This window comes from Bacteroidota bacterium (assembly GCA_016722565.1).
Lineage (GTDB): Bacteria > Bacteroidota > Bacteroidia > 2-12-FULL-35-15 > 2-12-FULL-35-15 > 2-12-FULL-35-15.
Genome location: JADKIU010000001.1, coordinates 785,909 through 801,027 on the forward strand (window position 1 = coordinate 785,909; position 15,119 = coordinate 801,027).

11 protein-coding genes are annotated in these 15,119 nt (G+C 36.8%); 7 read left to right on the top strand and 4 right to left on the bottom strand.

What is annotated here, in order from left to right; all coding sequences use genetic code 11:
- Positions 1 to 42 precede the first annotated feature (42 nt).
- On the bottom strand, positions 43 to 1,548 hold the full coding sequence (locus IPP64_03195; GenBank protein MBL0328431.1) for a CotH kinase family protein: 1,506 nt from the start codon (positions 1,546 to 1,548) through the stop codon (positions 43 to 45).
- Positions 1,549 to 1,705: 157 nt separating this feature from the next.
- Between IPP64_03195 and IPP64_03200 the strand changes: the two genes are divergently transcribed.
- From IPP64_03200 to IPP64_03220, 5 genes are all read left to right on the top strand, one after another.
- A complete protein-coding gene (locus tag IPP64_03200) occupies positions 1,706 to 2,197 on the top strand; it encodes a cytidine deaminase (GenBank protein MBL0328432.1) in 492 nt (163 codons plus the stop codon).
- A gap of 83 nt (positions 2,198 to 2,280) precedes the next feature.
- A complete protein-coding gene (pdhA, locus tag IPP64_03205; protein MBL0328433.1) occupies positions 2,281 to 3,327 on the top strand; it encodes a pyruvate dehydrogenase (acetyl-transferring) E1 component subunit alpha in 1,047 nt (348 codons plus the stop codon).
- Between the two features lie 124 nt (positions 3,328 to 3,451).
- On the top strand, positions 3,452 to 5,068 hold the full coding sequence (locus IPP64_03210; GenBank protein ID MBL0328434.1) for a 2-oxo acid dehydrogenase subunit E2: 1,617 nt from the start codon (positions 3,452 to 3,454) through the stop codon (positions 5,066 to 5,068).
- Positions 5,069 to 5,193: 125 nt separating this feature from the next.
- Positions 5,194 to 6,318 carry an acyltransferase gene (locus tag IPP64_03215; GenBank protein ID MBL0328435.1) on the top strand — a complete coding sequence of 375 codons (1,125 nt, stop codon included), beginning with the start codon at positions 5,194 to 5,196 and terminating at the stop codon, positions 6,316 to 6,318.
- A gap of 75 nt (positions 6,319 to 6,393) precedes the next feature.
- Entirely contained in the window at positions 6,394 to 7,818 is a 1,425-nt protein-coding gene (locus IPP64_03220; GenBank protein MBL0328436.1) for an MHS family MFS transporter, read from the top strand.
- A gap of 39 nt (positions 7,819 to 7,857) precedes the next feature.
- Here the strand turns inward: IPP64_03220 and IPP64_03225 are convergent, their stop codons facing one another.
- Both IPP64_03225 and IPP64_03230 read right to left on the bottom strand, forming a co-directional pair.
- Positions 7,858 to 9,717, bottom strand: coding sequence for a T9SS type A sorting domain-containing protein (locus tag IPP64_03225; GenBank protein MBL0328437.1), 1,860 nt, complete (start codon positions 9,715 to 9,717; stop codon positions 7,858 to 7,860).
- A 90-nt stretch (positions 9,718 to 9,807) separates the two neighbouring features.
- The gene (locus tag IPP64_03230; GenBank protein MBL0328438.1) at positions 9,808 to 11,004 is read right to left on the bottom strand and encodes a TIGR03862 family flavoprotein; all 1,197 of its coding nucleotides are present in this window, start codon (positions 11,002 to 11,004) and stop codon (positions 9,808 to 9,810) included.
- 109 nt (positions 11,005 to 11,113) lie between these two features.
- Here IPP64_03230 and IPP64_03235 point away from each other — a divergent pair, with 109 nt between their 5' ends.
- Positions 11,114 to 11,515, top strand: coding sequence for a hypothetical protein (locus IPP64_03235; GenBank protein MBL0328439.1), 402 nt, complete (start codon positions 11,114 to 11,116; stop codon positions 11,513 to 11,515).
- 149 nt (positions 11,516 to 11,664) lie between these two features.
- Positions 11,665 to 13,776, top strand: a complete 2,112-nt coding sequence (recG, locus tag IPP64_03240) for an ATP-dependent DNA helicase RecG (GenBank protein ID MBL0328440.1) — start codon at positions 11,665 to 11,667, stop codon at positions 13,774 to 13,776.
- Here the strand turns inward: recG and IPP64_03245 are convergent.
- Complete coding sequence (locus IPP64_03245) at positions 13,773 to 15,011, bottom strand: hypothetical protein (GenBank protein MBL0328441.1); 1,239 nt, start codon at positions 15,009 to 15,011, stop codon at positions 13,773 to 13,775. The genes recG and IPP64_03245 overlap by 4 nt on opposite strands.
- Positions 15,012 to 15,119: the final 108 nt, after the last annotated feature.

The following is a 15,119-nucleotide window of genomic DNA, read 5'->3' on the forward strand; positions in this document are numbered from 1 at the left end:
TCAACAAATGTAAATTAATTTAGAAATGAATTCAATGCTTTTTTACTTTATTTTTTGAATCTTGTGATAACTGTCCTCGTTTATTTTTATCAAGTACATTCCTTCAGCAAAATGCGAAATGTCAATTTTTTCGGAAAGAGAAGTTGTGTTTTGGTGGAGTAATTCTTGTCCAATTGCATTGTAAATTCGGATGGTGTTGTTGTTTGAACTTGGATTAAAATCAATTGTTATGAAGTCGATTGTTGGATTTGGGAATACGCTTATTACGGCTTCGTTTACACTGTTTTCGTTTAGTCCAACATAACAGCCATTTGTAAAGAGTTCACTCATTAATGCGTTTCTTCTTTCTGTAATAAAGGATTTAATTCCCATAATCATACCTACATCGGAGGTGAGATTTGTTTCAAAGTCAACATTCGAAAAGAACTTTATTGCATCGGCATAAACATCGGTTCGAATCGCATTGGCTAACGAGTCGATTTTTGAATCCAATGCTGCATTGCTGAAGTCATATTGCAACCATTGACAGAAAACATCCACCAAAGTGTTTTTATACGTTGGTACTGTTAACATTTTTTGAACCAATGGTCGGTTGCTGGAAGGCATTGAAACATGGAACATGCTGAGGTTTTTAAGTTGGGTGTTTGTTAATCCCATATTAAAATTGCCAAACGATTCGTTGGCATCCCAACTTACCCATTCAAATTTATCTGAAAGGGTATCATGATAGATAAAGTAGTTGTGTCCGCTACCAATATAAGAGTCGAGATTAACAAACATATTCATTGCAGCCCAATGTCTAATAAAACTACTTGTATTTAAAACCGTTTCGAGTGAATCCTGAAAATTTGCTCCGCTGTTGTTAATTTTATCAATGAAGTGCACCAAGTCGGTCCAATCGTTAGCAGTTTCATTTGTATGTAATTCGTATTTGGAATAATAAGAGGTAGGAGAACTTCCATACCATCTTAAATCTCCAGTTGGATCGCCTTTAAACATATTGCCTTGCTTGTTTCCAAATCGATCGTCATCATCTAAAAATGTTTTATCTGCTTCTTCTACAAACATATATAATCCCCAGTAGATGCCATTTAAATAGACGCGCGTGTAAGCACATCTAGGAGCGGCTAAACCATGTTCGTTATAAAAATCTAGAGCCAGTTTTTCTCGCATGAACGAAGGATCTTTGAAACCGTTGTTTAAGTTGAATTTTTTTAATCCGTCAACATTCTGCCCGACAACATATTCATTCATATCTATTTTGAATGGTTTTTTTGTACTTGGATTTGAATACGAAGAATTGCCTTTGAATTTAATTCCCACATTCGAATAAAGAACACCATCAATGGTTACATCTCCTTTTAGGTAGAGGTCGAGTGGTTTGTATGCAACTAACGAATCCCAATAATTGGTTTGTGGAAAGGTCATGTATACATCATGTACAATTGCTTGTCCGAAAAACAGGTCGCCTTCTGTTTGGCCTTTAGATTTCTGCGCGAATAGGGTGCAAGCAATTATAAAAACCGGGAGTAGCTTTTTTAATTTCATGGTGTTGGATATTAATTTTCGGTAATCAGACCCGAAAAACAATAATTGGTTTAATGGGTTATTTTAGTTTTATCTAACCAAAAATAAAACATTCGTTTTTGATTGTCAAGACCATAATTGATTGAAATCCATTATCTTTGAATCAAATAGATGGATGATGATAAAAAAGGAATTGAAAATTGCGTTTACAGAATACGATTCGGAGCTGGAGTTAACGGCTGTCGAGCAAGAATTGCTTAGAAAGGCACGTGAAGCTAGTGATTTAGCCTATGCTCCGTATTCAAATTTTTATGTAGGTGCCGCGCTTTTGCTCGAAAATGGCGTGATTGTAAGTGGAAATAATCAGGAAAATGTAGCCTATCCAAGTGGATTATGTGCAGAGCGAGTGGCGATTTATGCAGCGGGAGCTCATTATCCGAATGTGGCCATCAAAACCATCGCGATTACATGCAAATCAAAGCAATTTCATGTGTCTGAACCCCTTTCTCCATGCGGTGCTTGCCGCCAAGCCATATCGGAATATGAAATGCGTCACAGTCAAAATATTCGAATCATTTTGGCTGGAGAAACCGGGAAAATAAGGGTAATGGATAGCATTGCCGACTTATTACCTTTTATGTTTAAGGCCGAAGCGCTAAAAAAAGGCTGATTTTGGGGTATTAGAGTTTCTGCAATAGAGTTTTAGTTTTGAATTATAATTGTTAAATTTGTAGTTCTACATAAATCGAACAAATGGAAAAAGTAGTGAGTAAAACGAAAAAAGCAGCGCCTGTGGCAGCAACTAAATCAACAACGAAATTCAGCAAAGAAACCTACATCAAGTGGTATGAGTCGATGTTGCTGATGCGTAAATTCGAAGAGAAAACCGGACATTTATATATCCAACAAAAAATTCGTGGATTCTGTCACTTATACATCGGGCAAGAGGCTTTGGTAGCAGGTTCTGAATCTGTTTTACGCAGAGAAGATCGTGTGATAACTGCATACCGTGATCATGCTCATCCGATTGGAAGAGGATTACATCCGAAATACATTATGGCAGAAATGATGGCGAAGGTAACCGGCTGCTCAAAAGGCAAAGGTGGTTCGATGCACATCTTTTCTAAAGAATTTAATTTCTTTGGTGGTCATGGTATTGTAGGCGGACAAATTCCGTTGGGTGCAGGTATTGCATTTGCAGATAAATACAATGGAAACGACAATGTAACTTTGTGTTACATGGGCGATGGAGCCGTACGTCAGGGTGCTTTGCACGAAGCGTTTAATATGGCTATGCTTTGGAAATTGCCAGTGATTTTTATCATCGAAAATAATAATTATGCAATGGGTACTTCAGTTGAACGTACATCCAATGTGCATGATTTATGGAAATTGGGTTTGTCATACGATATGCCTTCTTATGCTGTAGATGGTATGACATGTGAAGCTGTTCATGAAGCAGTGGAAGAGGCGGTTAACCGTGCACGAAAAGGTGATGGTCCAACATTGTTGGAAATGAAAACCTATCGTTACAAAGGTCACTCGATGAGTGATGCACAAAGTTACCGTACAAAAGATGAAGTGAAAGAATATCAAGCACAAGATCCGATTGAAAAAGTATTGGCGACCATCAAAAAAAATAATTGGATGAGTGAAAAAGAGATTGAAGCCGCAGAACAAAAAGTGGATGATATCGTTGCAGAATCAGTGAAGTTTGGAGAAGACTCTCCATATCCAACTCCGGATGAATTATTTAAAGATGTGTATACGCAAGATGATTATCCGTATATCGTTGAATAAAATTTAATGCCATTGTGGAGTTGAAACAAACTGATTTATAGAATTTAAAACAAGTAGTATAAAATAATTTCAGATTTTTAAGACGAACAACAACTCTTAAGATCGACAAATAAAAATTAGATTTATGGCTGAAGTAGTACGAATGCCCAAATTAAGTGATACCATGACAGATGGCGTGGTTGCGAAATGGCATAAAAAAGTAGGTGATAAAGTGAAGTCGGGTGAATTGTTGGCTGATATCGAAACAGACAAAGCAACCATGGAATTTGAATCCTTTCAAAATGGTATTCTACTTCATGTGGGGGTGCAAGAAGGGAAAGGGGCACCGGTTGATTCAATCCTTGCTATTTTGGGAAAAGAAGGAGAAGACATAACCGCTTTATTAGCTGCTGATGCAGGAAATGGAGTGGAGAGTAAAGCGGCAGTTCAAAGTTCAAAGTTGGAAAGTTCAAAAGTTGAGTCGTCAGTTGCTGAGAAAAAAATTGAAGTAAAAATTCCGGATACCGTTCAAATTGTACGCATGCCGAAATTGAGTGATACCATGACTGAAGGCGTTGTTGCGAAATGGCATAAAAAGGTAGGAGATAAAGTGAAGTCTGGTGAATTGCTTGCAGATATTCAAACAGATAAAGCTACGATGGAATTTGAATCGTTTCAGGATGGTGTGATTTTGCATATTGGTGTGCAAGAAGGAAAAGGTGCCCCGGTAGATTCGATTTTAGCAATTTTAGGAAAGGGTGGAGAAGATGTTGCAGCAATTATTGCTGCTGAGGCCAATAAGTCTGCTGCGCCAGCTGTTAAAGAAGAAGTAAAAGTTACAGAAAATAAATCTGCTACTCCTGCTGTTACAAAAGTAGCAGCAACGACCGTTTCAAAAACAACTGCAAATGGTGATCGAATGAAGATTTCTCCATTGGCAAAAAAATTAGCAGAAGATAAAGGGATTAGTGTTTCTGCCTTGAAAGGCAGTGGTGATAATGGACGAATCATCAAACGCGATATTGATAATTTCCAATCAAATGGTGCACAATCAACATTTGTTGGTGTGGAAGGCTTTACCGAAGAGCCAGTTTCACAAATGCGTAAAGTGATTGCAAAACGTTTGGGTGAAAGTAAATTTACAGCTCCTCATTTCTATTTAACAATGGAGATTGATATGGATGAAGCAATCAAAGCACGTGAAGCCATCAATACTGTTGCAGGATTAAAAATTTCGTTTAACGACATGGTGATAAAAGCAGTTGCTGCTACTTTGCGTAAACATCCGAAAGTAAATTCATCATGGTTGGGCGATCGTATTCGTTATAACAATCATATCCATATTGGTGTTGCCATTGCCGTTGAAGAAGGATTATTGGTTCCAGTAGTACGTTTTGCAGATGGTAAAACATTAACACAAATTGGTACGGAGGTGCGCAACTACGCTGTGAAAGCACGTGAGAAAAAATTACAACCAAGCGATTGGGAAGGAAATACATTTACCATCTCTAATTTAGGAATGTTTGGAATCGATGAATTTACTGCAATTATCAATCCTCCGGATGCTTGTATTTTAGCCGTGGGTGGAATCAAGCAAACTCCGGTGGTGAAAAACGGACAAATCGTTCCGGGCAACATAATGAAGGTAACCTTGTCGTGTGATCACCGAGTAGTGGATGGAGCGGTAGGATCAGCATTCTTGCAAACGTTGAAACACAATTTGGAAAATCCGGTGTTGATGTTGGGCGCAAGTTCGATATAATTTTTACAATAATACCTGCCTACCGATTAGTAGGTTATTTAAATACTATTAAACGTCAGCTTTGCTGACGTTTTTTTTGTTTGAAATGTTTTGTATATTAGTCTAAATCTTTAAATCCATTTTACTTGAAAGCGAAACTACAACCTTCATCTTCTATTAATTATTTTGCAGGGATGGATGTGCTTCGTTTTATTTGTGCTACCGGGGTTATCTTTCATCATGCCACTCAAACATTGAGTGATAAAGGGATTCCTACTAAAGCGGCAGAAATTCATCATTATTCGGGTTCATTTTTTTTAGATGTTTTTTTTATCATCTCCGGTTTTCTAATCTCATTGATTTTGATGAAAGAATTTGAATTAGGAACCTTTTCGCTAAAAAACTTTTTCATGCGAAGGATTATTCGCATCTGGCCATTATACTTTTTGGCGGTGATTGTAAAAATTTGGTTGTTGCCTGCCTTGAGTGGTATGTCGGCAGCTCATATCCAAACAAATTTATTGTATGCCTTCACCTTCACCATTAATTATCAATTAATCTTTCAGGAAGTTGTAAAAACATATTCCATCTTATGGTCGATCTGTATTGAAGAGCACATTTATTTACTCTTGCCTTTTTTGCTTTTACTTTTCAAACACAAGTTTAAAACTTTGTCTTACGCTTTAATAATTACAGGTTTAATTTCCTGGTTGTATTTTTTTAGAATGCAAACCGAAGGGCACTATTCCTACGCTTATTTTGTTAGTACAAGCTACTTTTATTATTTCGGAATTGGAATGTTGATTGCTTGTATTCGAAACGGAACTATTTCGGGTAAAGCTTATGAAAAAACATTGTTTGCTCCGTGGGTTCAACTGGTAGTTTGTTTTGTTTTCTTTGGGTTTGTATTTAACGGGTGGGGCAATCATAAATCCATCATTAGTATTCTGCTTTTTACCGGACTCTTTGGTTGTTATTTAGTGTGGGCTGCAACACAGGAAAATTTTATTTTCAAATTGAAACCGAAGATGTCAAAATATCTTGGTAACATATCCTATGCGATGTACATTACACATATTATCACCATTGGTATTGCCATTGCCTATTTTAAAAAGAATACCACACATTTTTCAGAAATCAAATTGGGCTGGGGTTTGCCAATCATGGCAGTCGTTTTGAGTATGGGCTTTTCTACGGTATTGTATTACTTTTTTGAAAAACCGATTTTGAAATTGAAAAAGAAATTTACAACAGTCGTAAATAAAGAATAAACGTATCGTAATTAAAATAATTTGTCTGTCACTAATTCCATCCGTAAAGTAATTACAGCCTCCTCAGTCGGGACAATGATTGAGTGGTATGATTTTTATATTTTCGGGAGTTTAGCACCAATCATTGCTACTCAGTTTTTTCCGAAAGAAAATCCAACAGCTGCTTTTTTGGCCACTTTAGCGGCCTTCGGTGTCGGCTTTGTGATTCGACCATTTGGCGCCATTGTGTTTGGAAGGTTGGGTGACATTGTAGGAAGAAAATATACTTTTCTTTTGACCTTATTAATTATGGGTGGTGCAACTTTTGCCATCGGATTAATTCCTAGTTATGAATCCATCGGAATACTTGCGCCTATCATTGTTTTTGTTTTGCGTGCACTTCAAGGACTTGCATTGGGCGGTGAATATGGAGGAGCGGCCATTTATGTTGCGGAGCACGCGCCCGAAGGAAAGAAAGGATATTATACCAGCTTTATCCAAACAACAGCAACCTTCGGATTGTTTATTTCTCTTGCCGTAATTCTTACGTGTAAATCATTCATGAGTGCGGATGATTTTATTGCTTGGGGTTGGCGGATCCCATTTTTGGTTTCCATTTTTTTAGTTATTATCTCTTATTATATCCGCACAAAAATGGAAGAGTCGCCTGTTTTTAAGGAATTGAAAGCAGCAGGCAAAACGTCTAAAAATCCGTTGAAAGAAAGTTTTGGGAAGTGGAAAAATTTAAAGTTGGTGTTGATTGCTTTGTTTGGTGCTACTGCCGGGCAAGGAGTGGTTTGGTATACCGGACAGTTTTATGCAATGAATTTCTGTATTAAAAATTTAAATATTGATGCCGCACAAATTCAATGGATGCTGATTCCTGTTTTATTAATTGGTACTCCACTGTTTATTTTCTTTGCAAAACTGTCGGATAGATATGGAAGAAAATGGATTATGTTAACAGGAATGGGATTGGCAGCTTGTTTGTACATGCCAATTTATCATGGAATGGCAAAGCAGGCGGATTATGAAAATTGGACTCGCGTAGTAAATGATACTTTGATGTCAGAGGTGAAAGTAGATTCTGTTTCGCAGATTCAAACCGTTACAAGTCATCTAAGTTATACAAATGGTGCGAGAAGAATTGAGAAACTTGAGTATTCCTTAAAACAAACAAACAATAAAGTTGCAAAGATGACAAGTACGAATCATTTGCCAGCAAAAAACATTTTTATAATAGGGCTTCTAATATTTCTACAATTAGTATTCGTTTGTATGGCTTACGGACCAATTGCAGCATTCTTGGTAGAATTATTTCCGCCTGAGATTAGATACACTTCTTTGTCACTACCATATCATATTGGTAATGGCGTATTCGGAGGATTAACTCCATTGATTGCAGAGTCATTGGTTGTTAGCACCGGAAATATTTTTTCAGGTTTGTGGTATCCGATTATAATTGCCGGAACAACCGTTGTATTGGGTGTGTTTCTTATAAAGGAAAAAAGGCTGAAATAAATCCGCGAAAATCCATTTTTCCGCGTCATCCGCGTTCCATCAATTCTTAACAAACTTCTGCGTCAACACTTCTTTTGTAGAAGAGCTTATTTTCAAAAAATAAATTCCATTTGCCAAAGGAGTTGTAGAGAAGCTAAAATTATTTTTTCCTGCTTTTACTTTATCTTGCAATAGAACTTTTACCAATTTCCCGGTAACATCCAAAACTTCAAATTTTAATACATCCGACTTTTCGATGGTGATGTTTACATTCATCAATTCGGCAGTTGGATTTGGATAGATAGAAACATCATTGGATGTTGTGTTTGTTTGTTCATTTACACCTGCTAATGAACCCACTGATAGCTCGGCAATCCAGGTCACATTTTTCTTGGAAGCATTTGCCCACATTCCGTTTACCCAAACTCTTCCCGGCTGATTGTATTTTCTTTGAGAGCCGGAATAATCTCCCCAACGCTCGTTTCCGGATAAGATATTAAAATAACTTGCCCCGGATTTGATGGTTGTTAATGGTGAATAATTTCCTAATCCATCTGATGTTACTGCTGATACTCCAGGAAAAACAGTTTGTGCTGTATGATCAAAACTGATGATTGCAGTATGATCCGTTGAACTCACTCCTGCATAGGAAAGGTTTGGGTAACCAATTTCAAGTAATGTATCCGAAATAATATTGGCAGTAATAAATGGAGAACTGCTAATGTCGTTGATAATTCCATGATACACGGCACAATGCCCGGTTGCAGTATCCAAACAATTACTAACAAATTGGATTTTATCATTTTCGATAAAGGCACCCAAAATACGTGAGTCGTTTGTTTCGAGGAGTTGTACTCCCGGTCCGGGTTGTGCTGCTTGCGGAGCCATGATGTATTTTAATGGTGAGATGAGTGGCGTTACGGTTATGGTTTGTCCGGGTGCACCCAATGTATCGTTAATATTCACAACAAATATGGTATCATTCTCTACATCTAAATTTCTGTTGGAAAGAAAATTCATGTCCGGACCATATGTATCAATTCCCCCTTTTACCGGGCAAAGGTTACGAATTGGTTTGCCTACGCAGGTGATGTTGTTGTGCACCATAGCTTGAATAGGACTTCCGGTATAACCACTGTTTTTATTTACTTGCCAGATTACCGTTTCATTAAATCCGGTTTGCCAGCTGGAATCCGGGTACAATAAATTTCCGGTAATGAATACTTCTTGGTCGGTCATGGCTAACATCGGATAGTCGGTCCACAAACCATTGTTAAATGGGTTGCCGGGAAGTTCATACATGTTCCATGTTCCGTTTGGATCATTGGAAGCGGAGAAAGCAACGGTGATGCTGCTTGTTGTATCTGTAAATCCATTCAAGAAAACTAAAATATATTTATCTTGAACTGGATCATAAATAACTTTCGGATCGTATTTTACATTTGGATTTGCAAGCACGGTAGCGAAGGCTCCTAATGAAACGTAACCTAAGGATGTCCAGGTATTCATATCAAATTTGAAAACTGTTGAATTTTGAACGGAGATGATTTTATTCCCGTCAGAAATAGCAATGTCATTGTCGTTTGGCACGCTGCTATTGTATAAGTTACCGGCTAAATTTTGTCCAAGGAAAGGCGCAGGAGGTGCCGGCATTTTATTTTCTGATTTTAAAGCGATGTGTTTTTTTGGGTACACATGTGATAAGCTATCCTTGATTGCATTGAGTTTTTGTTTTTCACTTTTCCCATCAGGAGTAGGCATTTCAATGTTTTGAATCACCGGGTTCCAGTCTTCCTTAATATCTCCGGCATTAATTGTTGCCGCTTTTGGAATTGTGAAGCGTGTTGATTTTACTTGAGCAGATGCTTGGATTGTAAAAACAACGGAAAGGTAAATGGTAATGCGTTTTATTAGTTTCATGACAAATGTTTTGTGAAAATCAAATTTAATGAAAAATGAGTGGATTGACAAATGGTCTTGTTTGGTGATATTAAAAAAGGCATTCAATGTTTATTTTTGAGAATTCAAATGTTCTGCCAATTTATACCCCATGCTGAAACATCCTTGTAAGAGATAGCCACCTGTTGGTGCATCCCAATCCAACATTTCACCGATGCAATAAGTGTTTGGCATTTTTAATAATTGAAAATTGGAGTCAATTTCTGTTAAGGAGATTCCTCCAACCGTAGAAATTGCTTCATCAATTGGAGCAGTTGCTGTAATTGTGATAGGCAAATTTTTGATTTTTGATGCTAATACTTCTAAATAGGTGAAATCATCCTTTGACAATATTGTTTTTAAAAGTTCAATCTGTATGTCATCTAAATTTAATCGATCAATGAGTAGTTTTTTAATGGAACGGTTTCCTCTTGCGGAAAATTTATCTTTTATTTGTTCGATTGTTAATGAAGGTTTTAAGTCAAGGTAAATAATTGCTTCATCAGTTTCGCTAAGTTGTTTACGTATTTCCGGACTCAATGCATAGATGGCGCCACCTTCTAATCCGAATTTGGTAATCACTAATTCTCCTTTACGTTCATGATTACTGCACTTTACAGAAATGTTTTTTAACGATTTCCCTTCTGCTAAAGAAATAAAGTCGCTTTTCCATTTTACTTGATAGGCGCAATTAGATGCTTGAAATGGATGTACTTCAATACCTTTCTCTGAAAAATAATTGATCCATGAACCATCCGACCCAGTGACTTTCCAGCTGGAGCCACCGAGTGAAAAAATAAGGATGGAGGATTGAAGATTTAGGATTTCCTGATTGTGTTCTAATATAAGTGTATCATTTTCCCAGCCTTTCCAAATATGATTTGTTTTGATCGCTACATTTTTTCTTTTTAGTTCATTCAGAATTGCATTCAACACATCGATTGGTTTTATTCCTTCAATTGGAAAAACTCTTTTACTGGATCCCACAAATGTTTCGATCCCAATTTTTTTTAGCCAATCGCGTAAATCGGTGTTTGAAAAAGAAGATAGAATGGGCTTGAAAAAATCTGCGGGTGAATAGCGCTGAATAAATTTTTCTATCTCTTCTGAATGCGTCAAATTGAATCCTCCATCACCGGCCACCAGAAATTTTCTTCCCAAAGCTGCATTGCGTTCATAGATAGTAACATCAAACTTGCTTTCGTCCAACTGAGCTGCGAGCATGAGTGCAGCAGCTCCGCCTCCGATAATGGTAATTGTTTTTTTCATTGAATCAAAAGTAGCATTTTTAAAGCCGGTCTCCTATAAAATGTAGAATACATTTAATTGGATTAAACCTTTTTAATTTGTCATTGTCATACCGCAAAACATTATAACTATGAAAAAAATATTTTTAATTTTATTTACTGTTGCGATAGCTTCTGTAAATGCACTGGCGCAAGAACCTGTAAAAGCAAAACCACCAAAAAAAACACCTGAAGAACGGGCTGAAAACATGACCAAACGTTTAACGAAAGAGTTAAGTTTAAGTGCTGATCAACAAGTGAAAATTAAAGGAATTATTTTAAAACGGGAATTGGAAAGAGATAAAATTGCCAAAGAAATGAAAGAGGGTCCGGCTAAAGTAAAGGAAGAGTTAAAAACGGTTTTGACTGCGGAACAATTTCAAAAATTTGAGCAGAAAGAAGCCGAAATGAAAAAGAAACGTGAAGAGCGAAGAAAACAACCACGCGTTTCCGGAAAAGAAGCGCTTCCTCCACCTACTCCAGAAGCGAAATAATCCCGCCTTCATAGTAATAGATTGCTTCGTACCTCGCAATGACGACTTATTTTAACCTTACTGATTTAAAGAACGTCATTGCGAGGTACGAAGCAATCTATCTTTCTTGAACGTGCTATCTCAGTATTTTCTTAAATTCGCATAGAAATATGTCGAATAATTTTTTAAATACCCCTATTGAATATCTGAAAAGCGTTGGTCCACAAAGAGCCGATTTGCTGAAAAAGGAATTGCATATTTTCAATTATTCTAATCTGCTTACCTATTATCCTTTTCGGTATGTAGATCGTACCAAATTTTATAAAGTCAACGAGATCAATGCGGATTTGCCATTTGTGCAATTGAGAGGAAAAATTGTGCATACCGAAATGGTTGGCGTAAAACGCTCACAACGATTTGTTGCCACCTTTACAGATGGAACCGGTAAATTGGAATTGGTGTGGTTTCAAGGAGCGAAGTGGTTTGGTGAAAAAATAAAACCGCATCTTACCAATGAATATGTTGTTTTTGGAAAGCCTGCTGCCTTTGCCGGGAAATTCAATATCGCTCATCCTGAAATTGAATTGGCTACGGAAGAAAATACAACATTTGCTCCTGCCTTACAGGCCGTTTATCATAGCACAGATAAATTAAAAGGAAGAAGTTTGGATACCAAAGGGATTGCCCGTTTGCAAAAAGGATTGGTGTCTCTTATAAAAAATAATATTCCGGAAACGCTTTCGAAAACAATTATCGATCGCTATCAATTGATTTCGAGAGAAGATGCGATGAAACAAATTCATTTTCCACAAAATCCTGAATTGTTGAAACGTGCTGAATTCAGATTAAAATTTGAAGAATTGTTTTTTATTCAGTTGAAATTGTTAAAGCAAAAAGGACATCGGGAAAAAACGTACAGAGGTTTTGTATTTCCCAAAGTAGGAGACTATTTTAATAATTTTTTTAATAAACATTTACCATTCGAACTAACGAATGCTCAGAAGAGAGTTATCAAGGAAATTCGTTTGGACATGGGAAGTGGTAAACAAATGAATCGTTTGTTGCAAGGAGATGTGGGGAGCGGTAAAACCTTGGTGGCGTTGATGAATATGCTAATTGCTTTGGATAATGGTTTTCAAGCATGTTTAATGGCACCGACAGAAATATTGGCCAATCAACATTTTGAAACAATTTCGGAATTACTTAAACCGCTTGATATAAAAGTAGGATTGCTTACCGGATCAAAAAAAACAAAGGAGCGCAGAATATTGCATGAACAATTGTTGAGTGGCGAATTACAAATATTGATCGGAACCCATGCCTTGTTTGAAGACATCGTTCAGTTTAAAAATTTAGGATTGGTTGTGATTGATGAACAACATCGTTTTGGTGTTGCGCAACGTGCAAAAATGTGGACAAAAAACACACAACCACCGCATGTATTAATTATGTCGGCAACTCCTATTCCACGGACGTTAGCCATGACCTTATATGGCGACTTAGATGTAAGTGTGATAGATGAAATGCCTCCTGGAAGAAAACCAATTTCAACAGTTCATCGTTTTGATAACCACCGCGACAGAGTATTTGGGTTCATGCGTGAACAAATTGCATTAGGGCGCCAAATATATGTGGTTTATCCATTGATTAAAGAATCGGAGAAGATGGATTTTAAAGATTTGCAAGATGGGTATGAAAGTATTGTTAGAGCATTTCCTATGCCTCAATATCATGTGAGTATTGTACATGGACAATTAAAGGCGGATGCAAAAGAATACGAGATGCAGCGCTTTGTAAAACATCAAACACAAATAATGGTGGCGACCACTGTTATTGAAGTTGGCGTGAATGTTCCAAATGCAAGTGTGATGGTAATTGAAAGTGCTGAACGTTTTGGTTTATCTCAATTGCATCAGTTACGTGGACGAGTGGGTCGTGGAGCCGATCAATCGTATTGTATATTGATGACAAGTCATAAGTTGGGCGCAGATGGAAAATTAAGAATGGAAACCATGTGTCGAACCAACGATGGTTTTGAAATAGCAGATGTGGATCTGAAATTGCGTGGTCCGGGTGATATGGCGGGAACAATGCAAAGTGGTGTGTTGGATTTGAACATTGCTGATTTGGCAAAAGATTCTCAAATTTTGCATACCGCCAGAAATATGGTGATTGAATTATTATCAGAAGATTCTGAATTACAAAATCCGGAGAATGCACCCATTGCATATCATTTTTCGATGATGAATAGCAATCGTACGAACTGGAGTCGAATATCCTAATTGTTCATGGGATATTCCACTACCCAATGAAATCCTCTGTTGAGCAATGGATATTCTTTTATGTCAACTTTTCTGAATTGAATACTGCTGGAATCATTTTCAGAGAGTGTCAATATGTTTTCCGCAAAATCATAATGTAATAATCGCTTGTCGGATGGATCGCTGTTGGATTGAAAGATGACTGTTTTGGCAATAGTATCAACAGTAGCTGTGTAATAGCGATAACTATCTTCCCACTTTATTAACGTATTTTTTCGATCGAAAATAATCTGTTTTAATTTCTTGCCGTCTTTGATGTTCGATCCGCTATAGTTGTATGTTCCATATAATGGTGGTTTCGGTGCGCTGTCGCCATCTGTTTTCATATTCGTCCAGCTGAAATTCATAAACAATAAAGTGAACGAAACAATTACCCCTGCTTTTATAATCTTTCGATAGGCTTGAATAGGTTGGGGTAATGCCATTTCCGGTTGTTGCGGTAGTTTGCTTTCTTTCTGTAAAATAAAAAATTGGAAAATAGAATTGAAAAAAGGGTAAAGCAATACGAAAGAATATCCAACCATGTGTAAGGCGAAAAGTTTTACCGGTACATCGTAGCTAAAATTAATAACCGCTACATTAATCATGATGATTAATGTAATTAATGCTCCTAATGCGGTTGTTTTTCTGAATAACAATAAAAATCCAGCGCACACTTCTGCTATTCCCAAAAAGATGGTGTAGCTGGTTGAGTAGCCCATGAATGCCCAAAGAAGTCCTTGCGGTGTAGATTCACCAAATGTTTGTTCCAGCTTTTCTAAACTTGGAAAAGGGAAATGCGATTTGAATACTTTATCGAAACCATAAACCAACATATAAAATCCAATACAATAGCGGATGTAAACAAACAAGTAGGATTGGAGCTTTTCATAGTTGGGTCTTTTTTTATCAATCAGCAATAGCGTTACTGCAGCGATTATCGATAGGATGAGGGAGATGAAAAATTTTAAAAAATCAAAAGTGGTGTCGCCACTGTCGGAAAACTCAAGCTTTTTTAGGTGTTGAATATGAAAAATGTTTTTCCCGATACCAATCACAAATGCATCATTTAGTTTATCATAAAAATTAAATATAAAATCTAATTGAGGGAAGGCATCAAAAGGGAAAGGGAAAATGTAAAAGAAGGTGTATGATAAGACGAAGAGAAAAATAAATTTCTTCCAGGTAGTCCATTTTAATGTGATATCGTCTAACATCTAATGGTAAAAGTATTTGAATTATCCTTCATTTCAAAATAGATTTTTATTTTTCAACAAAAGTCATAAAACTGTTGAAAACATTATCTAAAAAGGGATTTCAAGATA